The organism is Nocardioides segetis, from assembly GCF_051390595.1.
Lineage (GTDB): Bacteria > Actinomycetota > Actinomycetes > Propionibacteriales > Nocardioidaceae > Nocardioides.
On the sequence record NZ_JBNINR010000002.1, the window covers coordinates 309,015 to 330,205 of the forward strand.

25 protein-coding genes are annotated in these 21,191 nt (G+C 71.9%); 14 read left to right on the plus strand and 11 right to left on the minus strand.

The window, feature by feature from the left end; all coding sequences use genetic code 11:
• The first annotated feature begins 12 nt into the window (after positions 1 to 12).
• Complete coding sequence (locus ACPZVR_RS05160) at positions 13 to 681, plus strand: hypothetical protein (protein WP_436698502.1); 669 nt, start codon at positions 13 to 15, stop codon at positions 679 to 681.
• Positions 678 to 1,283, plus strand: coding sequence for an acetoacetate decarboxylase family protein (locus ACPZVR_RS05165; protein ID WP_436698503.1), 606 nt, complete (start codon positions 678 to 680; stop codon positions 1,281 to 1,283). Before ACPZVR_RS05160 ends, ACPZVR_RS05165 begins: the two co-directional genes overlap by 4 nt.
• 82 nt (positions 1,284 to 1,365) lie before the next feature.
• Here ACPZVR_RS05165 and ACPZVR_RS05170 read toward each other — a convergent pair whose 3' ends face one another.
• From ACPZVR_RS05170 to ACPZVR_RS05180, 3 genes are read right to left on the minus strand one after another with little or no spacing between them, the layout of a single operon-like run.
• Entirely contained in the window at positions 1,366 to 1,617 is a 252-nt protein-coding gene (locus ACPZVR_RS05170) for a hypothetical protein (RefSeq protein WP_436698504.1), read from the minus strand.
• 25 nt (positions 1,618 to 1,642) lie between these two features.
• On the minus strand, positions 1,643 to 2,821 hold the full coding sequence (locus tag ACPZVR_RS05175; protein WP_436698505.1) for a fatty acid desaturase family protein: 1,179 nt from the start codon (positions 2,819 to 2,821) through the stop codon (positions 1,643 to 1,645).
• 9 nt (positions 2,822 to 2,830) lie between these two features.
• Complete coding sequence (locus tag ACPZVR_RS05180; RefSeq protein WP_436698506.1) at positions 2,831 to 3,988, minus strand: ferredoxin reductase; 1,158 nt, start codon at positions 3,986 to 3,988, stop codon at positions 2,831 to 2,833.
• A 129-nt stretch (positions 3,989 to 4,117) separates the two neighbouring features.
• On the opposite strand from ACPZVR_RS05180, the gene ACPZVR_RS05185 reads away from it, so the two are divergent.
• Both ACPZVR_RS05185 and ACPZVR_RS05190 read left to right on the plus strand, forming a co-directional pair.
• Positions 4,118 to 4,744: a TetR family transcriptional regulator gene (locus ACPZVR_RS05185; protein ID WP_436698507.1), complete on the plus strand. Its 627-nt coding sequence runs from the start codon at positions 4,118 to 4,120 to the stop codon at positions 4,742 to 4,744.
• A gap of 92 nt (positions 4,745 to 4,836) precedes the next feature.
• Entirely contained in the window at positions 4,837 to 5,913 is a 1,077-nt protein-coding gene (locus ACPZVR_RS05190; RefSeq protein WP_436698508.1) for a hypothetical protein, read from the plus strand.
• Between the two features lie 108 nt (positions 5,914 to 6,021).
• Here the strand turns inward: ACPZVR_RS05190 and ACPZVR_RS05195 are convergent, their stop codons facing one another.
• From ACPZVR_RS05195 to sodX, 4 genes are all read right to left on the minus strand, one after another.
• Positions 6,022 to 7,518 carry an MDR family MFS transporter gene (locus tag ACPZVR_RS05195; RefSeq protein WP_436698509.1) on the minus strand — a complete coding sequence of 499 codons (1,497 nt, stop codon included), beginning with the start codon at positions 7,516 to 7,518 and terminating at the stop codon, positions 6,022 to 6,024.
• Positions 7,519 to 7,875: 357 nt separating this feature from the next.
• Positions 7,876 to 8,850, minus strand: a complete 975-nt coding sequence (locus tag ACPZVR_RS05200) for a zinc-binding dehydrogenase (protein ID WP_436698510.1) — start codon at positions 8,848 to 8,850, stop codon at positions 7,876 to 7,878.
• 159 nt (positions 8,851 to 9,009) lie between these two features.
• Entirely contained in the window at positions 9,010 to 10,125 is a 1,116-nt protein-coding gene (locus ACPZVR_RS05205) for an NAD(P)-dependent malic enzyme (protein ID WP_436698734.1), read from the minus strand.
• A 75-nt stretch (positions 10,126 to 10,200) separates the two neighbouring features.
• Positions 10,201 to 10,566, minus strand: a complete 366-nt coding sequence (sodX, locus tag ACPZVR_RS05210; RefSeq protein ID WP_436698511.1) for a nickel-type superoxide dismutase maturation protease — start codon at positions 10,564 to 10,566, stop codon at positions 10,201 to 10,203.
• Between the two features lie 70 nt (positions 10,567 to 10,636).
• On the opposite strand from sodX, the gene sodN reads away from it, so the two are divergent.
• From sodN to ACPZVR_RS05235, 5 genes are all read left to right on the plus strand, one after another.
• Positions 10,637 to 11,050 carry a superoxide dismutase, Ni gene (gene sodN, locus ACPZVR_RS05215; protein ID WP_436698512.1) on the plus strand — a complete coding sequence of 138 codons (414 nt, stop codon included), beginning with the start codon at positions 10,637 to 10,639 and terminating at the stop codon, positions 11,048 to 11,050.
• Positions 11,051 to 11,295: 245 nt separating this feature from the next.
• The gene (locus ACPZVR_RS05220; RefSeq protein ID WP_436698513.1) at positions 11,296 to 12,096 is read left to right on the plus strand and encodes a hypothetical protein; all 801 of its coding nucleotides are present in this window, start codon (positions 11,296 to 11,298) and stop codon (positions 12,094 to 12,096) included.
• A 180-nt stretch (positions 12,097 to 12,276) separates the two neighbouring features.
• Entirely contained in the window at positions 12,277 to 12,864 is a 588-nt protein-coding gene (locus tag ACPZVR_RS05225; RefSeq protein WP_436698514.1) for a hypothetical protein, read from the plus strand.
• Positions 12,865 to 12,968: 104 nt separating this feature from the next.
• Positions 12,969 to 13,391 carry an ATP-binding protein gene (locus tag ACPZVR_RS05230; protein ID WP_436698515.1) on the plus strand — a complete coding sequence of 141 codons (423 nt, stop codon included), beginning with the start codon at positions 12,969 to 12,971 and terminating at the stop codon, positions 13,389 to 13,391.
• A complete protein-coding gene (locus ACPZVR_RS05235; protein ID WP_436698516.1) occupies positions 13,388 to 14,206 on the plus strand; it encodes an RNA polymerase sigma factor SigF in 819 nt (272 codons plus the stop codon). Before ACPZVR_RS05230 ends, ACPZVR_RS05235 begins: the two co-directional genes overlap by 4 nt.
• A gap of 7 nt (positions 14,207 to 14,213) precedes the next feature.
• Here the strand turns inward: ACPZVR_RS05235 and ACPZVR_RS05240 are convergent, their stop codons facing one another.
• Entirely contained in the window at positions 14,214 to 14,675 is a 462-nt protein-coding gene (locus ACPZVR_RS05240) for a hypothetical protein (protein ID WP_436698517.1), read from the minus strand.
• Positions 14,676 to 14,888: 213 nt separating this feature from the next.
• Between ACPZVR_RS05240 and ACPZVR_RS05245 the strand changes: the two genes are divergently transcribed.
• Positions 14,889 to 15,143 carry a WhiB family transcriptional regulator gene (locus ACPZVR_RS05245; protein ID WP_038678054.1) on the plus strand — a complete coding sequence of 85 codons (255 nt, stop codon included), beginning with the start codon at positions 14,889 to 14,891 and terminating at the stop codon, positions 15,141 to 15,143.
• Between the two features lie 113 nt (positions 15,144 to 15,256).
• Here the strand turns inward: ACPZVR_RS05245 and ACPZVR_RS05250 are convergent, their stop codons facing one another.
• Positions 15,257 to 16,735, minus strand: coding sequence for a histidine kinase N-terminal domain-containing protein (locus tag ACPZVR_RS05250; protein ID WP_436698518.1), 1,479 nt, complete (start codon positions 16,733 to 16,735; stop codon positions 15,257 to 15,259).
• Between the two features lie 131 nt (positions 16,736 to 16,866).
• On the opposite strand from ACPZVR_RS05250, the gene ACPZVR_RS05255 reads away from it, so the two are divergent.
• The 4 genes from ACPZVR_RS05255 to ACPZVR_RS05270 all read left to right on the plus strand — a co-directional run bounded on the left by ACPZVR_RS05255 (position 16,867) and on the right by ACPZVR_RS05270 (position 20,155).
• Entirely contained in the window at positions 16,867 to 17,724 is an 858-nt protein-coding gene (locus tag ACPZVR_RS05255; RefSeq protein WP_436698519.1) for a DUF2785 domain-containing protein, read from the plus strand.
• A gap of 46 nt (positions 17,725 to 17,770) precedes the next feature.
• A complete protein-coding gene (locus tag ACPZVR_RS05260; RefSeq protein ID WP_436698520.1) occupies positions 17,771 to 19,474 on the plus strand; it encodes an acetolactate synthase in 1,704 nt (567 codons plus the stop codon).
• 2 nt (positions 19,475 to 19,476) lie between these two features.
• A complete protein-coding gene (locus tag ACPZVR_RS05265; protein ID WP_436698521.1) occupies positions 19,477 to 19,860 on the plus strand; it encodes a thioesterase family protein in 384 nt (127 codons plus the stop codon).
• Between the two features lie 220 nt (positions 19,861 to 20,080).
• On the plus strand, positions 20,081 to 20,155 hold the full coding sequence (locus tag ACPZVR_RS05270) for a 50S ribosomal protein bL37 (protein ID WP_370249596.1): 75 nt from the start codon (positions 20,081 to 20,083) through the stop codon (positions 20,153 to 20,155).
• Positions 20,156 to 20,218: 63 nt separating this feature from the next.
• On the opposite strand, the gene rsrA is transcribed toward ACPZVR_RS05270, so the two are convergent.
• Both rsrA and ACPZVR_RS05280 read right to left on the minus strand, forming a co-directional pair.
• A complete protein-coding gene (gene rsrA, locus ACPZVR_RS05275; protein ID WP_436698522.1) occupies positions 20,219 to 20,524 on the minus strand; it encodes a mycothiol system anti-sigma-R factor in 306 nt (101 codons plus the stop codon).
• Complete coding sequence (locus ACPZVR_RS05280; RefSeq protein WP_436698523.1) at positions 20,524 to 21,183, minus strand: sigma-70 family RNA polymerase sigma factor; 660 nt, start codon at positions 21,181 to 21,183, stop codon at positions 20,524 to 20,526. Before ACPZVR_RS05280 ends, rsrA begins: the two co-directional genes overlap by 1 nt.
• Positions 21,184 to 21,191: the final 8 nt, after the last annotated feature.

The following is a 21,191-nucleotide window of genomic DNA, read 5'->3' on the forward strand; positions in this document are numbered from 1 at the left end:
AGTCTCACCCGCGTGAGCGACGAGCTGATCGACTACGCGGCGTGGGGCGAGCGCTTCTTCGCCACCGCCGTGACGGTCGAGCGGGTCCTCGGCGGCGTCAACGTGCTCGCCGGCCGACCCATCGACGTCGGCCCGCTCGGCGTGGGTCCCGGCCGGATCGCCAAGGTCACCGCGACCGGCACCATCGGGACCGCCACGGGCGAGCGGATCGGCGCCGAACCCGTGACCTTCCACGTCGACCTGCCGGTGAGCCTGCGGTTCAGCATCGACCTCGGCATGGACAAGCAGCACTTCGACGCCGCGATCACCGTGCCACTGCTGATCACCGCCCACGGCCGCACCGATCTCGCGATCGTGCTCGACGTGACGCCCCCGCGCGCGGCGCAGGTGCTCGTCCGCCTCAAGGCGCAGGGCCTGCGCGCCTCGCTGACCGGCCGTGCCGCCAACGTCGAGGGCGAGCTGCGCCGCTTCGTGGCGAAGTACGTCGCCAAGGAGCTCGAGAAGCCCTACGTCCGCCAGGCCACGATCATCGACGTCGGCGCCGCGGTCGAGAGGGCCGCCGCCGGACTCGGGCCGCGCGAGGAGAGTCCGATGGCCGACGAGCTCACCGACGACCTGCCGGCGGCCATGGAGGCCGAGATCGAGCACACCGCCCAACTGTTCTTGGAGGACGACACGTGAGCACCTATCCCCCGGCCCCGTGGCACATGCACGGCTCCCTGTGGCTGTCGGTGTTCCGGCTGCCACGCGCCGTCGATGCGCACCACCCCGCGGGGACGTACGGCGTCGCACTGGTCTCCTACGAGGAGCCGAGTCCGCTGACCTACCACGAGCTCCTGCTCGCGCGGACGGTGAAGGACAGCGCCGGCAAGGGCGCGGTGACGATCACCGACATCTGGGTCGACTCCCCGGCCTCGCAGGCCGGCGGGCGCGCGCTGTGGGCGATCCCCAAGGACCTGTGCGACTTCGACCTGGACACCTCGTTCCGCGGCCCGCTCACCTCGACCGACTGGAGCGCGACCGTCGAGCGGCGTCCGATCGCCGAGGCGCACTTCACCGACGTCTCCCGCGCCGCGCTGCGGGTGCCCTTCAGCGGCCGGGTCGAGCAGCCCGGCATCCCCGAGCACCCGGACACCGCCCACGTGGTGATGAAGGGCACCGCGAAGGCACTGCCGTGCCGCGGACGGTGGAGCTTCGCCCCGGACGGCCCGCTCGGGTTCATGCGGGAGGCGCGGCAGCTGGGCTCGTTCCGGATGGCCGACTTCCGGCTCGCGTTCGACTGAGCGGAACGCTGGGCGTTGCGGTTTGGGACCAAACCGCGACATTTCGGGCCCGGGACGTGCGGTTTGTGCCCAATCGGGGGCCCTAGCGGACGTCGTCGTCGCGCTCGCCGACGGCCGGCGCCGGGTCGCCGACATGCTCGGCGAGCGCCCGCCGCGAGGCGTCCTTGATCTCGAAGATCTCGGTGGCGAAGCCGCCCACGGCCGCGGCGACCTCACCGACGGCGCGGGTCACGATGCTGGCGACCTCGCCGACGGTCTGCGCCGCGGCCTCGGCGCCCGCCTGGAACGCGTCCTTGGTGATCTCGCCCCTGCTGAGATGGTCCCGTCCGGTCATGCCGGCCAGTGTCCCCCGCGCATCCTCAGGCTGCCAACGAGTCCTCGGTCACGGCCTCGGGACCGAGGACCGGCGCCACCTTCGCCCGGCCGCCGGGCAGCGAGTAGCGGACGATCTTCTTGAAGACGCTGAACAGCTGCTGGTGCAGGCCGCCGGTGTTGTAGGGCAGTCCGTAGCGCTCGCAGATCTCTCGCACCTCGACGGCCAGCTCCGGGTAGCGGCGTGCCGGCAGGTCGGGGAACAGGTGGTGCTCGATCTGGTGCGAGAGGTTGCCGCTCATCAGGTGCATCAGCCGGCCGCCCTCGATGTTGGCGGAGCCGAGCATCTGGCGCAGGTACCAGTGGCCGCGGGTCTCGTTGGCGGTCTCCTCCTCGGAGAAGCTCGCGACGCCGGCCGGGAAGTGCCCACAGAAGATGATGTTGAACGCCCACACGTTGCGCACCAGGTTGGCCACGGCGTTGCCCGCGAAGGTCAGCGGGAAGAGCGGGCCGGTGAGCGCGGGGAAGAGCAGGTAGTCCTTGACCGCCTGACGCCGGATCTTGCGGATCAGACCGGGGTAGAGCGGCTTGTTGTCGGCGAGCTTCCTCTTGCCCGACACGATGTTCTCGACCTCGAGGTCGTGCAGGGCGACGCCCCACTCGAAGAACACCATCAGCAAGAACGCGTAGATCGGGTTGCCGAGGTAGTAGGGGTGCCACTTCTGCTCGGGGTCCATCCGCAGGATGCCGTACCCCACGTCGCGGTCCTTGCCCACGATGTTGGTGAAGGTGTGGTGGATGTAGTTGTGGGAGTACTTCCACTGCTCACCGGGGCACACCGTGTCCCAGTCGAACATCCGGGAGTTGAACGCCGGGTCGCCCAGGAAGTCGTACTGCCCGTGCATGACGTTGTGCCCGATCTCCATGTTGTCGAGGATCTTCGACACGCTCAAGCAGGCGACGGCCGGCAGCCAGCCGATCACCGGCAGGTAGAACAACGCCCGGCCGGCCACCTCCATGGAGCGCTGGGTCTTGACGACCTTGCGGAGGTACGCCGCGTCCGCCTCGCCGAGGTCGGCAAGGACCCGCTGGCGCAGCGCGTCGAGCTCCGCGCCGAGCTGCTCGATCTGCGCGGACGTCAGGCCGTGGTACCTCTCGTCGGCCGGGGTGTCCGGGGTGTCCGGGGTGTCCAGGGCGTCCGGGTCGGTCCGGGTGTCGGTGCTCATGGGATCTCCTCAGAGGTCGATGTGACAGTCACCGGCTGCGGCGGTGACGCAGATGCGGATCTCCTCGTCCGGCAGGGAGGACTCCTCGCCGGTGAGGACGTTGCGGACGGTGCCCGCGGTCAAGGTCGTGGTGCAGGAGAAGCAGATGCCCATCCGGCAGCCGAACTCCGGCGTCAGGCCGAGCTCCTCGGCCTGCTCGAGCAGGCTGGCTCCGCTCGCCGCGACGGTCTTGCCGGAGCGGGTGAAGGACACCTCGCCCGCGGCGGCCTCGCCGGGCTGGGCGGCGCGGGCAACGGCGGGCTTGAAGAACTCCATCCGCAGCCGTGGCGACAGCGCGCCCGCGGCGTCGGTGTAGGCGTCCTTGACGAGCTCGACCAGCCCGGCGGGGCCGCACAGCCAGGTGTCGGTGTCGCGGAAGTCGGGCACCAGGCGGCGCAGCTCGAACTCGCTGAAGAGCCGGTCGCCGTGACGCAGGTGGACGTCGACGCCGTTGTCGGCGGCGGCGATCTCGGCGAGCTCGTCGGCGAAGATCTGGTCCTCGGGACTGCGCGCGAAGTGCAAGAAGGTCACCCGGCGACCCGCGTGGCCGTCATACCCGTCCCGCAGGAGGGTGCGGACCATCGACATCGCCGGGGTGATGCCGGAGCCGCCGGTGACGAACAGGAGGTGGTTGGTCGTCGGCGTGGCCGGGCTCTCGTTGAGGGTGAACGCGCCCTGCGCCTGGCTCAGGTGCACGATGGTGCCGGGCCGCGCCTCGCGGACGAGGTACGACGACACCTGGCCCTCGTCGTGCGCGCGGATCGTGAGCGTGATCGGCTCCCCCGGCCCTGACGCGGCCGAGGAGATCGAGAACGCCCGGGTGTGCCGCTTGGCCGAGCCGGGCAGCTCGACGCCGACGAGCACGTGCTGGCCGGCGCGGTGACCGCGCCAGGTGCTGGTCGGCTGGAGGGTCAGCGTCGCGACGGGTGCGGAGCCGGTCACGTCGGCGGTCTCGCGGTGGACGGACACGACACGGGCGCGCACCTCGTGCGCGGCCCACATCGGGTTGAACCGCTCGAGGTACCGGTCGACGCCGTGCGGGGTGGTCAGCGCCGCGGCGAGCCGCGAGCGCAGGAGCCGGCCCGCCACGCGGCCCGCGGTGCCGGGTGGAGAGATGAGCGCGGACATCGCGTCTCCTTCAAGGGCGGAATTTCAGTGCACAACCGTACTCTCAAACTCTGACCCGCCCGCCCGGCGTACGTCAACACCCCCCACCGCGTGACAGTGCACACACGTTCACTCTCGTAGGATCCAGGCATGACCGAGAGCCGGGGCGAGCGCAAGGAGCGGACCCGCCGCGCGATCCTGGACGCCGCCCTCTCGCTGTCCGAGGGATCCGCGCTGGTCGCGCTGTCGCTGCGCCAGGTCGCCAAGGAGGTCGGCATCGTGCCGACCGCCTTCTACCGGCACTTCCCCTCGATCGAGGACCTCGGGCTCGCCCTGGTCGAGGAGTCGCTCGACACCCTGCGGGCGCTGTTGCGCGAGCTGCGGCGCACCGCCGGCGAGGATGCCGCCACCCTGATCGACGGCTCCGTCACCGTCCTCGTCGAGCAGGTGCGACAAGACCACGCGCACTACGGCTTCATCGCCCGCGAGCGGTTCGCCGGACCGGCCGCGGTGCGCGACGCCATCGCGCGTGGCATCGAGCTCGCCGAACGCGAGCTGGCGACCGACCTCGCTCACTTGCCGGGCACCGACGCCTGGAGCGAGCGCGACCTCCAGGTGCTCTCCGCGCTCATCGTCGGCGCGATGGTCAGTACCGCCGAGCGCCTGCTCGGCACCTCCCCCGGCTCCCCGGCCGAGCAGCGCGTCGCCGACGACGCCCGGACCCAGATCCGGATGCTGCTGGTCGGGGCGCGGAACTGGCGCTCGCGCCCGTCCTGACCTCGACCCGCGGCATCGGCCGGACCTCGGGAGGACGTCGGTCTCGTCACGTTCGGTGGACGACCGGCTCTCACGACGGCGACCATGTCGCGGTGCCGACCGCAGCAGACCTCTTGAGCACCGCCACCCGCACCGCCGCGCGCAACGCCTGGGCGCTCTCGCCCCTCGGTGACGGCATCGAGCAGTACGACGGCCTGCCGGCCACCGTGCTGTCCGACGCCCCGCACCGCCGACTGGTCCGCTACGACCGGGCCACCTCGGCACGAGCCGAGCGGCCCGTCCTGCTCGTGCCCCCGCTCGCGGTGTCGGCACGCTGCTTCGACCTGCGCCCCGGCCAGAGCCTGGCCGCCCATCTGCTCGGCACCGGCCGGGCGACGTACCTCGTCGACTACGGGCGAATCACCTTCGCCGACCGCGGGATGGGCTTCGAGGCGTGGGTCGACGACATCCTCCCGACCGCCATCCGCGCCGTGCTGGCCGACCACGCGGCCGGGGGCGACCACGCCGACGGCGTCGACCTGGTCGGCTGGTCGCTCGGCGGCACGATGGGCCTGCTCACCGCGGCAGCCCACCCCGACCTGCCCATCGCCTCGCTCACGGCGCTGGGCACCCCCGTCGACTACACGCGGATCCCGGCGATCCGCCCCCTCGTCGTCGCCGACCGGATGCTCGGCACCCGTGCCGTCACCGCCCCGACCGCGGCGCTCGGCGGCGTGCCGCGCCACCTGGTGCGGGCCAGCTATCGCGCGATGGCACCGCGCCGCGAGCTGACCAGGGCCGTCCATCTGGCGAGGAACATCCTCGACACCGAGACCCTGGCGCGCACCAGCGCCGTCGACGGGTTCATCGGCGAGATGCCGGGCTACCCCGGGCGGGCGTACCACCAGATCCACACCAGGCTGATGGTGCGCAACGAGCTGGCCACCGGCACCGTGCGGCTCAGCCGGCGGCGCGAGATCCGGCTTGCGGACGTGCGCACCCGCGTCCTGTTCGTCGGCAGCGACACCGACAACATCGCGGACGGCCCGGCCGTGCGCGCCGGGGCGGACGTCGTACCTGGGGCGCGGTACGCCGCGGCCGACGGGCTCAGCCACCTCGGCCTGGTCGCCGGGCCCCGGGCCGCCGAGGTCAGCTGGCCGCTGGTCGACGCGTTCCTGGCCGCACGGTAGTCCCCGCACCCGACCGGGTCGCGGCGGACCGACGGTTCCAGCTGGTCCGGAGTGACCACCGGCAGGCGCAGGGATCACCGGTCGACCGGTGATCCCTGCACCCAACGATCAGTGGCCGGCGTGCGCTCCCTCGGGAGCGTCGACCTTCGACGGCAGCAGCAGGGCCATCGCGACCACGACGACGCCGATCACGGCCCCCGCGGCGAACGCCCACTGCAGCCCACCCATGAAGGACTCGACCGGCCCGCTGCCGGCATCGGCGAGGTGCTCGGTGCGGTTGGTCATGATGACCACCAGCAGCGCGGTGCCGATGGCGCCGGCGACCTGCTGGAGGGTGCCCAGCAGGGAGCTGCCGTGCGAGTAGAGCTGCGGCGGCAGGTCACCGAGGCCGATGGTGAAGACCGGCGTGAAGACCATCGCGAGGCTCACCATCAGCGCGATGTGCAGGGCCAGGATGACGGCGTACGGCGTCTCGGCGCCGATCCGGCTCAGACCGAACAACAGCGCCACCATCGCGACCGAGCCGGGGATGACCAGCGGCCGGGCGCCGATGCGGTCGTAGACCTTGCCGACCTGCGGGCCGAGCAGGCCCATCGCGAGACCACCGGGCATGACCAGCAGGCCGGTCTGCAGCTCGGTCAGCCCGCGCAGGTCCTGGAGGTAGAGGGGCAGCAGGATCATCGAGCCGAGGAACGCCATGAAGCCGGCTGCCATGAGGACCAGCGACACCGCGTAGTTGCGGTGCAGCAGGGTGCGCAGGTCGAGCAGCGGTCGCTCGGAGCGCTGGAGACGGATCTGCAGCGCCGCGAACAGCGCGATCAGGACGACGCCGGAGCCGATGAGCAGGGTCGGCTCCGCCCAGCCGCCGTTGCCGACCTTGCTGAGGCCGTAGACGAAGAGGCTGAAGCCGCCGCCCGCGAGCACCACGCTCAGCCAGCTGATCGGGCTGCGGGTCGTCTCGCCGACGTTCTCGAGCTGCCGGAAGCCGAAGAAGCCGACGAGGACGGCGATCGGCAGCACGGTGACGAAGATCAGCCGCCAGGAGCCCAGGTCGAGCAGGATGCCCGAGACTGCGGGCCCGAGCGCCGGGGCACACGACATCGCGAGCGTGACCTGGCCCATCACCCGGCCGCGGTCCTCGGCCGACACCACGGTCATCAGCGTCGTCATCAGCAGCGGCATCATCACCGCCGTGCCGCCGGCCTGCACGACGCGGCCCACGAGGAGGATCTCGAAGGTCGGCGCGACGGCGGCGACCAGGGTGCCGATGCTGAAGGTCGTCATCGCCGTGGCGTACGCCGTCCGCGTGCTCACCCGCTGGAGGAACCAGCCGGTGACCGGGATGACGGCGGCCATCGTCAACATGAACACGGTCAGCGCCCACTGGGCGGTGGTGGAGGTGATCGCGAACTCGGTCATCAGCCGCGGGATGGCGTTGACCATGATGGTCTCGTTCAAGATCACGACGAAGGTCGCCGCGACCAGGAGCTTGATGACGAGGGGGGTCCGGCCCGGGGTCGCCGAGGCGCTCGTGAACTCCTCCTCGAACTCGGCGATGCTGCCGGTGTCGCTGCCCGTATCGGCGGGCCCGGAGGGCGCAGTCATGACAGGTCCTATCGGTTGGGTGGCATGGTCCAGCGGTGGCCGACCAGGTGACGCCGCGTGGCTCGGGCTGACCGTCGCTTCACAGGTACGACGAACCAGCCGTCACCGATTCGACATGGCGAGCCCGAGAAATTCATCGGTCCGCCCGATCCGGCGCTGACAGGAGTCAATCGTCCACCACCGACAGTCATTCCCGCCAATGGTTAACCGGCCGCTCGGCTGTCCCCTCCGTCACAGGATCCGCCGGCCGGCCTGTGGACAAAGGCCGAGGTTGGACGAGAAAACTCATGCTGGGACGAGGAAGCTTCCTCGTCCCAGCATGAGTTTCTCCGGCCGGCCGGTGAAACTGTCGCGCCGTCAGCGCGTGAAGACCACCTTGCCGAACACGTCACCGGAGGCCATCGCGGCGAAGCCGTCGCGGGCGTCGGTGAGGGGAAGCACCCGGTCGATGACGGGGCGCACACCGGTGCTGTCGAGGAGGTTGACCAGCGAGGCGAGCTCGCCGCGGGTGCCCATGGTGGAGCCGATCACGCTCAGCTGGGTGAAGAAGATCCGGGTCAGCTCGGCGTCGTCCAGGTTCGGGCCCGAGGTGGTGCCGGAGATCACGATCCGCCCGCCCGGCCGCAGCGCCCGGATCGAGTGCGACCACGTCGCGCGGCCGACGGTCTCCATGACCGCGTCGACCTTGATGGGCAGCCGGGCGCCGGTCTCGAACACCTCGTGGGCGCCGAGCTCGAGCGCCTTGGCGCGCTTCGCCTCGTCCCGGCTGGTCGCCAGCACCCGCAGCCCGGCGGCGCGGGCCAGGGCGATGATCGCGGTGGCCACGCCGCCGCCGGCGCCCTGGACCAGCACGGTGTCGCCCGCCTTGAGGTCGCCCTGCGTGAAGAGCATGCGGTACGCCGTCAGCCAGGCGGTCGGCAGGCAGGCGGCCTCCTCGAAGGACAGCGAGGCCGGCTTGGGCACCACGTTGCGCCGGGGTACGACGACGCGCTCGGCGAGCGTGCCCTGGTAGCGCTCCGACAGCAGCGAGCGGCGCGGGTCGAGCGTCTCGTCGCCGGTCCAGTCCGGGTCGGAGATCACGGCGTGGACGACGACCTCGTTGCCGTCCTCGTCGTACCCGGCCGCGTCGCAGCCGAGGATCATCGGCAGGGCCTCGGCCTTGAGGCCGACGCCGCGCAGGGACCACAGGTCGTGGTGGTTGAGGGCGGCCGCCTTCACGGTGACGGTGGTCCAGCCGTCGGGGGCGACCGGGTCGGGTCGGTCCCCGACCACGAGGCCGGTCAGCGGGTCGTCGGCGGAGCTGGCGAAGGAGTCGGCATAGACGGCTAGCACGTCTCCGACCCTAGTGGCCGACTCCTGGCGCGCTCCGGGTGTCCCGCACCCCGGGCACGCACCTCGGTGGCCGACCGCCGAGATCCCGCCCGCTCCGCACCGCTCACCACGCGCCCTCGGCGGAGGGCGCCCGGCGCCGTCCGACGGGTCCCGGGAGGGTCAGATCCGCGCGACCCCGTCGCGGCGCGCGGCCTCCGCCACGGCGGCGGCGACGGCCGGCCCGACCCGCGGGTCGAAGGGCGAAGGGATGACGAGGTCCTCGGACAGGTCGTCACCGACGAGGGCGGCGAGTGCGTCGGCAGCAGCGACCTTCATGCCCTCGGTGATCGCGCTCGCGTGGACATCGAAGGCACCGCGGAAGATGCCGGGGAACGCCAGCACGTTGTTGATCTGGTTGGGGAAGTCGGAGCGGCCGGTCGCGACCACCCGCGCGTGGCGGTGCGCGACGTCGGGGTGCACCTCGGGGTTCGGGTTGGCCATCGCGAAGATGATCGCGTCGTCGGCCATGGTCGCCACGACCTCCTCCGGGACCGTGCCGCCGGAGACGCCGATGTAGACGTCGGCGCCGTCGAAGGCCTCGGCCAGGGTGCCGCGCCGGCCGCACTGGTCGGCGGTGAGCTCGGCCAGGGCCTTCTTCGAGGCGGTCAGGTCGGTGCGGTCGGAGCTGACGACGCCCTTGCGGTCGGTCACCGCGATGTCCCTGACGCCGGCGGCGAGCAGGATCTTCGCGATCGCGACGCCCGCGGCGCCGGCGCCGGAGATGACGACGCGGGTCGTCTCGGCCGTGCGTCCGGTGAGCTTGAGGGCGTTGACGAGCGCGGCCAGCGTCACCACGGCGGTGCCGTGCTGGTCGTCGTGGAAGACCGGGATGTCGAGCGCCTCCTTGAGGCGGTCCTCGATCTCGAAGCAACGCGGCGCGGAGATGTCCTCGAGGTTGATCCCGCCGAAGCTCGGCGCGAGCCGCACGACGGTCTCGATGATCTCCTCGACGTCGGTCGTCGCCAGGCAGATCGGGATGCCGTCGACGCCGCCGAACTGCTTGAACAGGACGGCCTTGCCCTCCATGACCGGCATCGCGGCCGCGGGACCGATGTCCCCGAGCCCCAGGACGGCGGTGCCGTCGGTGACGATCGCGACCGTGTTGGGCACCCAGGTGTAGTGCCGGGTCAGCCCGGGGTCGGCGGCGATGGCCTCGCAGACCTCGGCGACGCCGGGCGTGTAGGCCAGCGACAGCTGGTCGCGGGTGCCGACGTCGGCCGTGGGTACCGTCGCCATCTTCCCGCCGAGATGCAGATCGAAGACCGGCTCACCCGCGCGCGGGTGGGGGGAGAGAACGTCAGCCACGGTCATTCATCCTTTCACATCCGCGAACCTGCCCAGCGGCCGGGGCAGCGGCCACACGCGGGCCCGTACGACGCCCAGCACCGCCTCGTCCGGGACCGGCCCGCGGTGGCGCGAGTCCACCCCGACGGACGGGTTGTCGCCCCGCAGCCACCAGCCACTCCCCCGGCGCTCGACCGCCCGCTTCACCACGAGGGTGCCGTCGGCGAACCGGGCCACCACGACCCGCCCCGGGCGCACGCGTGCGCCGTACCCGACGAGGAGCCGGTCGCCGGGCCGCAGGGTGGGGCGCATCGAGTCGCCCCGCACCACCGCGATGCCGACCCGCGGCCGCGGGGCACGCGGGCGCCTCCCTCCCGCCACCGCACCAGCCATGACGAGTAGTGTCGCAGGCAGCACGTACCCACCTGCTGGACCATCCGCCGACACAACTGAGAGGACCGACATGTTCTCCCGTCTCACGACGCGCTTCGTCGCCCCGACCGTCGAGGTCTCCGCCCACTGCGACCTGCCCTGCGGCGTCTACGACCCCGCCCAGGCCCGCATCGAGGCCGAGTCCGTCAAGGCCGTGATCGCCAAGGCCCTCGACAGCGACGACCCCGACTTCCGCACCCGCGCCATCCTCATCAAGGAGCAGCGCTCCGAGCTCGTCAAGCACCACCTCTGGGTGCTGTGGACCGACTACTTCAAGCCCCCGCACTTCGAGGCCTACCCCCAGCTCCACACCCTGGTCAACGAGGCCACCAAGCTCGCCGGCGCGACCGGCACCAAGGGCACCCTCGACCCGGCCAAGGCCGACGAGCTGCTCGCCAAGATCGACGAGATCGCCGAGATCTTCTGGGCCACCAAGAAGGCCTGACCCGAACGGACTAGTCCGTCCGGGCCAGGGCGCCCGTGCTTCACGAACCGCACGTCCATTTCGGGCGTGCGGTTCGTCGTTCGGGGTCCCGCACGGGGGTGAACTCACCTAGCCTCCTGGGAACCGGGCCATGGGGTCCGGGCCACATCGGGACGTCGTCGGGGAGGCAACGGCGACGGCGGACCGACACAACCGGAGGGAGACATCCCGCGATGCATCGCGCCCTTTGCAAGATCCTCGTCGGCATGGCCGTCGCACTCGGCCTCACGCTCACGGCCGCGCCGATCGCCTCGGCCGCGCCGCAGCCGGCCCAGGGACCCGCCCAGCGGGTCGCCCCGACCGCCGCGTGCACGACCGAGGGCCAGAACCTCACCAAGGCCTACAACAACTACCAGGCGGCCAACGCCTACGCCGTCGCTGCCGACGCCAAGGTCAAGAAGCTCAAGAAGAAGCTGAAGAAGGCCAAGAAGCACGACGCGCCGGCCAAGAAGATCAAGAAGCTCAAGAAGAAGGTCAAGAAGGCCAAGAAGGCGAAGAAGTCCGGGGTCGCCGTCCGCGACGCGTACGTCAACCAGTACAACGCCGCCTACGGCGCGTACTACGCCTGCAAGGCGCCCGGCGTTCCCTCGCCGCCCGCCCCGTCGACCCCGCAGCTGCCGATCCAGGCCCTGTGCGACGCCGTCCCGCAGCTGCAGCCGCTGTGCGACCTGATCCCCACGGCGATCGACCCGCTACTGACCACCTTCGACCAGCTCTGCGCGATGGCGCCGGCGCAGGCCAAGAGCCTGTGCGACGCGCTCAAGGCGGGCCTGTCGAACCCGGCCGGCCTCGTCGACATCCTCAAGGAGACCCTGATCGGCCTCGGTCTCGGCGACCTGGTGGCACCGCTCTCGCCCGTGCTCGACGCGCTGGACTCGGTCCTCGACCTGCTGGCCGGCGGCCTGCCGAGCCTCCCGGGCCTGCCCAGCCTCCCGGGGCTCCCCGGCGTCCCCTCGGGTGGGGACAACCCGCTGTGCTCCATCCTCCCGCTGCCGCTCGTCTGCTGAGCGACACGACCAGCACGCGCAGGGGGCCCGGGACGACGTCCCGGGCCCCCTGGGCCGTTCGGGCCCGGTTCATGCTTTAGGGTGACCTTCCAGCCGGGCATCCCATGCGCCCGGTGCCATCACCGGGTGTCGCCCATGGGGGGTTCGTGGCACTCGGCAGATCCTGAGGGAGAAACCGGCATGAATCGTGCCCTGCTCAAGTTGATCCTCGGCGTGGCGGTCGCACTCGGCCTCACGCTGAGCGCTGCTCCGGTCGCCTCGGCAGCCCCGGTCGCGTCCGCGACTCCGGCCGCCGGCACGGCGGAGCGTGCGGCCGGCTGCGTCGTCCAGGCCAAGGCGGTCGACGTCGCGACCCAGACCCGCTCCGCGGCCCAGATCAAGGTCCAGAAGCTCAAGGCCAAGGTCGTCAAGCTCAAGAAGAAGATCAAGAAGGCCAAGAAGGCGCACGCGACCAAGCGGGTCGCCAAGCTGGAGAAGAAGCTCAACAAGGTCAAGCGCAAGCTCCGCAACACCAAGGTGCTGCGCGCCAACGCCGCCAAGGCCGTCAGCGGCACCACGGCGCTCCTGGCCGCCTGCCAGGCCGGCAACACGACCCCGCTGCCGAGCGGCACGCCGGACAAGGACAACCTGCTCGACTACGTCGGCGACCTGCTCGACAGCCTCGGCCTGGGCTTCCTGCTCAAGTCGCTCGGCCTCGAGGCAGTGCTCGACCTGCTCGACAGCACCGGCCTGCTCGACCTGCTCGGTCTCGGCGACCTGCGCAACTGACGTTCGCGACCCGAACGCCACATCCAACAGCGGCCGTGCCCCTCGGGGCACGGCCGTTGTCGTAGGCTCGACCCCACTGTTCCCACGCGACCGGAGGATGCGGCATGTCCGAGACGAGCAGCCCAGCTGTCGGAGGTACGACGGCGGCCGGCCGCCCGGACGAGGTCGAGCTGCGGCTGCCCGCCGACGGCGCCTACGCCTCGGTCCTGCGCACCCTGACGGCCGGGCTCGCCGCCCGCCTCGACTTCACCATGGACGACATCGAGGACCTGCGGATCGCGGTCTCCGAGGCCGCGGCGATGGTCCTCGACGAGGCGGACCCGGGCGCCGTGCTCGACTGCAGCTTCCGGATCGGCGGCGACCAGCTGGCCCTCACCATCGGCGCGGCCGCCCAGACGCCGACCGCGCCCGACTACGAGAGCTTCGGCTGGCAGGTCCTCGCGACCCTCGCCGACGAGGCTGCCATCGATGCCGTCGCCGGTCGCTACACCGTCCGCCTGCTCGTTCGGTCGTCGCTGGCGTCATGACCACCGACCTGTCTCGGGACGGCGCCGAGAGCGGGCCGCCGACCAACGTCGAGCTGACCCGCCGGCGCAGCGCGGAGCTGTTCGTGGTGTTCCGCGACGAGCACGCCGCGCAGTCCGAGCGCGACGTCGCCCGCGAGTCCCTCGTCCATCTGCACCTGCCCCTCGTCGAGCACTGCGCCCGCCGGTTCCGCAACCGGGGCGAGCCCTACGAGGACCTGGTCCAGGTCGGCACCATCGGGCTGATCAAGTCCGTCGACCGCTTCGACACCGAGCGCGGGGTCGAGTTCTCGACGTACGCGACGCCGACGATCATCGGCGAGATCAAGCGCTACTTCCGCGACAAGGGCTGGGCGATCCGGGTGCCGCGGCGGCTCCAGGAGCTGCGGATGCAGATCAGCGCGAGCACCGCCGAGCTGACCCAGTCCCTGGGCCGCTCCCCCACACCCCGCGAGCTCGCCGAGGCGATCGGCTGCACCGTCGAGGAGATCGTCGAGGGCATGGAGTCGAGCAACGCCTACTCCACCCTGTCGCTCGACGCCACCGACGACGACTCCGACGGCGGCGCCGGCCAGAGCATGCTCGACGCCATGGGCATCGACGACGCGGGGCTCGAGCACGTCGAGATCCGCGAGTCGGTCAAGCCCCTGCTCGAGAACCTGCCGCCGCGGGAGAAGAAGATCCTCCTGCTGCGGTTCTTCAAGAACATGACCCAGTCGCAGATCGCCGAGGAGATCGGCGTCTCCCAGATGCACGTCTCCCGGCTGCTGAGCCGGACCCTCGCGCAGCTGCGCGACTCCCTCGAGGCGGAGGGCTAGAGCGGGGTCAGGGCGCGTCGTCCTCCTCCGGGCGGCCGTCGAGGGCGGCGATCGTGTCCTGGTGGATCACGGCCGCGATCACCACGAGGCCGAGGATCGCCAGGCCGACCGCTGCCAGGACCTGCTCCCGGAGGTTCCAGGCGAGGCCGAGCACGATCAGCTGGGTGATGAGCACCGGCCCCCGGGCCCACCCGTGGCGGCGCCACAGCGCCCAGGCGGCGCCGGTCAGCACCGCTCCGTACGCCGCGAAGAACACCGCCGTCGACAGGGCGACGCCCGGACGGTCCGAGGAGACGCTGGCCAGCTCCAGGACCGCCAGGATCAGGAGCACCAGGCCCTGCACCGCCGCCAGCGAGGCGGCGACGGTGAGCGGAGGCGGGTTGCCCCCCGCAGCACCGGGGGCGCCACCGGAGCCACCGGAGCTGCCGGTCGGGTGGTCGGGCGAGTCGTCGGTCGGGCCTTCGGTCACGGCCGCAGCCTAGGACGTGCCCCTGAGGGCGGTGGCCACCAGCGTCGGTGTCCAGCATCCGGTTGTGACCCAACGAACCACCCGAATTGCTTGATTCGCGGCGCAATCCTTGGAAACCTTGCCGGAGCGATCGTGAAGCCGTTCACTTTTGCGGCTTCATGCGTGCCCAGACGTTGGCACCCCCGGTAGTGAAAGAAGAGGGCATCCCCACCCATGGATTGGCGACACCGTTCCGCATGCCTCGACGAGGATCCGGAACTGTTCTTCCCGATCGGCAACACCGGCCCGGCGATCCTCCAGATCGAGGAGGCCAAGGCGGTGTGCCGACGCTGCGACGTGCGCGAGCAGTGCCTCGCGTGGGCGCTCGAGGCGGGGCAGGACCACGGTGTCTGGGGCGGCCTGAGCGAGGACGAGCGCCGCGCTCTCAAGCGCCGCAACGCCCGGGCCCGGGTCCGCACGCCGGTCTAGCCTGTTGGGCGCGAGCGCGTCGCTCGTTCCTCGCGCCGCGCTGCCGCGCGCGGTCGAGCCACGGAGGCGCCCAGCCCGCCTGGCGCCCACACAGCCGGCTCGCGGAGAGAACCTCACTCGATCGGGATGCTGAAGCCTGCCCGGGTGCCGCCGTCGGGAGCCCGGCCCAGGCTGAGATGACCGCCGAGCTCCGACTCGACGAGGGTGCGGACGATCGACAGCCCCAGGCTGGTCGCGGCGTCGAGGTCGAAGCCCTCCGGCAGCCCGCGGCCGTCGTCCTCCACGGCGACCTCGAGCACCGCTCCGTGCCGTGCGGCCCGCACCACGATCTGACCGGACCCGCCGGCGTCGTAGCCGTGCTCGGCGGCGTTCTGCATCAGCTCCATCACGACCATCGCGAGAGGTGTGGCGATCTCGGAGACGAGGACGCCGAAGCTGCCCTCCCGGCGGACGCCGACCTGGGCGGTGGTCGCGCCGACGTCGGTGACCAGCCGGGCCAGTCGGTCGGCGATGTCGTCGAACTCGACCGTCTCCTCGACCGCGTGGCTGAGCGTCTCGTGGACGATCGCGATCGATCCGACGCGGCGTACCGCCTCCTCGAGGGCGGCGGCGGCCTCGGGTACGTCGATCCGGCGGGCCTGGAGCCGGAGCAGCGCCGCCACCGTCTGCAGGTTGTTCTTCACCCGGTGGTGGATCTCGCGGATCGTGGCGTCCTTGGTGACCAACTCCCGGTCGCGGCGGCGCAGGTCGGTGACGTCGCGCAGCAGGATGATCGCACCGATGTGCTCGCCCTTCGGGCGCAGCGGGATCGCCCGCACGATCAGGGCCGTGCCCTCGCCCGGGCCGCTGGAGGCCCCGAGCTCCACGTCGCGGTGCGCCCGCCCCCCGAGGACCGCGCTCAGCGTCTCCTCGTCGGGGCGCAGCCGTGAGGGCATCAGCTCGCGGGTCAGGTCGGTGAGCCGGTGACCGGTGAGGTCGCCGGTGAGCCCGAGCTTGCGGTAGGTCGACAGCGCGTTCGGGCTGGCATAGATGACCCGACCCTCGGCGTCGACGCGGAGGAAGCCGTCACCGACCCGCGGCGAGTCGGCGTGGTCGCTGCGCTGCGCCGTCGTCGGGAAGAGCCCGGCCGCGATCATCTGCGACAGGTCGGTCGCGGCCTGGAGGTAGTTGATCTCCAGCAGGCTCGGCGTGCGCACGCCGAGCAGGTTCGTGTTGCGGCTGATGACCGCGATCACGCGGCCATCGCGCCGCACGGGGATCGCCTCGACCCGCACCGGGACGTCGTCGCGCCACTCGGGGTCGCCCTCGCGGGCGATGCGGCCGAGCTCGAAGGCGGCGTCGACCAGGACCCGGCGCCCCGCGGCTGCGAAGCTGCCGACGATGTCGTCGACGTAGGCCGTCGGCCCGGTCGTCGGCCGCATCTGGTCCCCCGCCCAGAATCCGGTGCCGTCGCTGGCCGGCAGCCAGAGCACGAGATCGGCGAAGGAGAGGTCCGCGATGACCTGCCAGTCGGCCTGGATGAGCTGGAGCCAGGCGATGTCCGCGTCGTCGAGGTCGGTGTGACGCCGGGCGATCGCGGACAGGGAGGGCACGGCGCCCAACCTATCGGCCCCGACCACTCCGGGCCGACGCCCGCGCGTCCCGACTTAGGGTGACTTCAGATCGTTTGGCAGGATAGGGGCCTGGGGGAAGAAGGCTCGGCTGCTCCGGAGGGTGTGGGTTGATGGTGTCGGTGGACTGGGCGCGCCTCCAGCAGGCCCTCCGCGACGGTGAGCGGCATCCCCCTGCCGACCACCCGATCGGCGACCTCACCGCCCAGCTGACCCAGATGCTGGGCGACCCGGACCCGCAGGTGCGCGACGGCATGGCCTACTCCTTCCTCGCGACCTGGATCGAGCACGGCACCTACGACGACCTGCTGGCCGGGCTGGGCGACGGCATGTGCGCCGGTCTCGACGCCGGCGTCGGGGAGCGCGACACCGACTCGGTCTTCCGGCGGAGCTTCTCGGTGCTGCTGCTGGCCGAGTGCATCCAGCGCGACACCCGGATCCGGCGTCTTCCTCCCAGCAAGGTGCTGCGCTGGGGCGACCGGATCGCGGCCTGGTACGTCCGGGAGCGCGACCTGCGCGGGTTCGTTCCCGGTAAGGGCTGGGCCCACGCCGCCGCCCACGGTGCCGACGCGCTGGCGGCGCTGGCCGCCTCCCGGCACTTCGGCATGACCGAGCTGACCGTCCTGCTCGACGTGATCGCCGACCGGGTCCTCAACCCCGACACGCCGCCGTTGGTCCACGGCGAGCCCGACCGGATCGCGCATGCGGTGATGGAGGTGCTGCGCCGCGACCGGGTGCCGCTGAACGTCCTGGAGCCCTGGGTGGTCCGCCTCGAGCGGGGGGCCCGGGCCAAGCCCAGCGGAGGCCGCGACCCGTACCGCGGCACCGGCAACGCCCAGGCCGTGCTGCGCGCGCTCTACCTCCAGCTGACGATCTCGCCGCGTCACCCGGCGGTCCGCCCCGACCTGCTGCTCGCCCTCGTGGCGTCGCTGCGGCGGGTGCACCCCTACTTCCTCGACGACGTCGGCTGAGGCTGAGCCTGCTGACCCGGGCACTGCGGCTGGCTAGGGTGCCGGGGTGACCACCACCGCGGACAGCACCCCCGATCCCAGCCAGCTCTCCGGCCACGCGGGAGAGATCGCCGTCGCCGTCGCCCGGGCCCACGGCGTGGAGACGATGTTCACGCTCTCGGGAGCACACGTGTTCCCGATGTACGACGGGGCGGTACGGAGTCGACAGCGGGCCAAGCAGGACGGTGGCGCGCCGGTCCGCCTCGTCGACGTGCGCCATGAGCAGACCGCCGCCTTCGCGGCCGAGGCGACGGGCAAGCTGACCCGGGTTCCCGGTCTCGCGGTGCTGACCGCCGGCCCGGGGGTCACCAACGGTGTCAGCGCCCTCGCCCAGGCCCGCTTCGCCGGCTCGCCGATGGTGGTCGTCGGCGGTCGGGCGCCGAACAACCGCTGGGGCACCGGGGCGCTGCAGGAGATCGACCATCTGCCGATCGTCAGCCCGGTGACCAAGCACGCGGCGACGCTGATGACGGCGGACGACGTGGCCGCCGGCTTCGACCGGGCGTTCACCGAGGCCCGCTCCTCGCACCGCGGGCCGACGTACGTCGACGTGCCGATGGACGAGTTCTTCAACGTCGGCTCGGGACCGGCGCCCGTGGTCGGCGACGACCGCGGCGCGGAGCCGGACGGCGACGCGATCGCCCGGATCGCGGGCCTGGTGGCCGGCGCGGAGCGACCGCTGCTCATCCTCGGCACCGACGTGTGGGCCGACCACGCCGAGGAGGCCGCCCTGCGGCTGGTCGAGGAGATGCGGCTGCCCGCGATCACCAACGGTATGGGCCGCGGCGTGGTCCCCGGCGGGCACCCGCTGCTGGTGACCAAGGCGCGCGGCGCGGCGATCAACGGGGCCGACCTGGTGGTCGTCGTCGGCACGCCGCTGGACTTCCGCCTCGGGTACGGCGTGTTCGGCGGCAAGGACGGAGCCGCGCCCGCCGCCGTCGTCCACATCGCCGACTCGCCCGGGCAGCTGTCGGGCCACGCAGCGCTCGCGGCGTCGGTCAGCGGCGACCTCACGCGCGTGCTCGACGGGCTGCTCGCGGCCCTCGCCCGCGCTCGGCAGCCCGACCGCTCGGCCTGGCTCACCCTGCTGCAGGACACCGTCGCCGCGGCCGGCGCGAAGGACGCCGAGCTGCTCGGTGCCGAGGCCGACCCGATCCACCCGGCCCGGATCTACGGCGAGCTGGTGCCCCGGCTGGCCGACGACGCCGTCGTCATCGGTGACGGCGGCGACTTCGTGTCCTTCGCGGGCAAGTTCGTGGAGCCGAAGCGACCCGGCTGTTGGCTCGACCCCGGTCCCTACGGCTGCCTCGGCGCCGGGCTGGGTGCCGCGGTGGCGGCCCGGATCGCCCGCCCCTCGTCACAGGTCGTGCTGCTGCTGGGCGACGGCGCCGCCGGCTTCTCGCTCATGGACGTGGACACGCTCGTGCGCCACGGCCTGCCGGTCGTGATGGTGATGGGCAACAACTCGGCGTGGGGGCTGGAGAAGGGGCCGATGCAGCTGCTCTACGGCTACGACGTCGCGGCCGACCTCGCCCCGCGCACGGCGTACGACCAGGTGGTCTCCGCGCTCGGTGGCGCCGGGGAGACGGTCACCGACCCGCGCCAGATCGGTCCCGCCCTCGACCGGGCGTTCGCCGCGAACGCGCCGTACCTCGTCAACGTCATCACCGACGTGGACGCCGCCTACCCGCGCAGCACGTTCGGGATCTGAGCATGGCCGACGCGACGCTGAGGTTCACGGTCACCGAGGCCGACACCGCGCTCGCGGTCGGGTCGGGCAGCCTCCCGGTGCTCGGCACACCCCGTCTCCTGGCGTGGTGCGAGGCGGCCACGTGCGCCGCCGTCGAGGCCTCGCTCGGCGCCGGCGAGACGAGCGTCGGCACCCGGGTCGAGCTGGAGCACCTGGCCGCGACCGCGGTGGCCGGGGAGGTCGAGATCACGGCTCGCCAGGTGTACGCCGACGGCCGCCTGCGCCGTTTCGCCGTCGCCGCGCGCGAGGTCGGCGCCGACGGGCGGACCGGCAAGCTGGTCGGGTCGGGCGAGGTCACCCGCGTCGTCGTCGACGCCGACCGGTTCCTGGCCCGGCTGGAGGGATGACCTCGCCGCTCGGGGGCGGTCCTCCCGGGTCGTCCACAGGCCCGGAGCACGCCCGTCGAGGGCCACACCACCGAGCTCACCGACATCAAGGAGACCCTGATCGAGGTGCTGCGCCGGCTGCCGGAGCCGCCGGCGGCCTGAGCGGCGGGCGCGCCGCCCGGATTTCGCCGCTGTAGCCGCGGCTGAGAGAATGGCTCGATTCACGACTTCAGGAGGAACCATGGGCAAGACCGGCCGCAAGCGCCGCGCGCGCCGCAAGAAGGGCGCGAACCACGGCAAGCGCCCCAACAGCTGAGCGCTCAGCGATCCGCAGAACCCCCCGACCGTCACGGTCCGGGGGTTCTGCGCTTCTCGCAGCTCAGCCCTCGGTGATCCGGACCTGGATCTGCTGGATCTGGATGCGCACCCGCTCGCGCAGCTCGGCGGGGGCGGTCTCGCCGCAGGAGCGGGCGACGACGGCCTTGACGGTGCGCTGGAGGTCGTAGCGCTCCAGACAGGGGCTGCAGGAGTCGATGTGGGCCCGGACCACGGCGCAGTCGCCGGCCTCGAGCTCGTTGTCGATCAGCCGCACGATGCGCTCGAGGAAGTCGGCGCACTCGGCGTTGCTGGGGTCGTCGGACACGTGGATGTGCTCGTGGCCGCCGCTGTCGAGGTGGTCGGTCATCACTCGCCTCCCTCGAGCGGGGCGTCGCCGCCGGAGCGGACGTAGTCGGAGAGCATGTCGCGCAGCTGGCGCCGGCCGCGGTGGAGGCGGGACATCACGGTCCCGATCGGGGTGTCCATGATCTCGGCGATCTCCTTGTAGGCGAAGCCCTCGACGTCGGCGAGGTAGACCGCGAGGCGGAACTCCTCGGGCAGCCGCTGGAGAGCGTCCTTCACCTGGCTGTCGGGGAGGTGCTCGAGCGCCTCCATCTCCGCGGACTTCAGGCCGCTGGACGTGTGCGACTCGGCCCGGGCCAGCTGCCAGTCCTCGACGTCGCCGGTGTCGCCGGCGAGCGCCTGCTGCGGCTGCCGCTGCTTCTTGCGGTAGGAGTTGATGAAGGTGTTGGTCAGGATCCGGTACAGCCAGGCCTTGAGGTTGGTGCCCGGCTTGAACTGGTGGAACGCGGAGAACGCCTTGGCGAACGTCTCCTGCACGAGGTCCTCGGCGTCGGCCGGATTGCGGGTCATCCGCATCGCGGCGCCGTAGAGCTGGTCGAGGTAGGGCAGGGCGTCGCGCTCGAAGCGGGCGGCACGCTCCTCGGGGGTCTCCGACGCGACGTCGACGAGCTCCTCGTGGGAGGTGCCGGCGTCCAGGGACGAAAGATCGGAAGTCTCGGTCATCGCGTCCC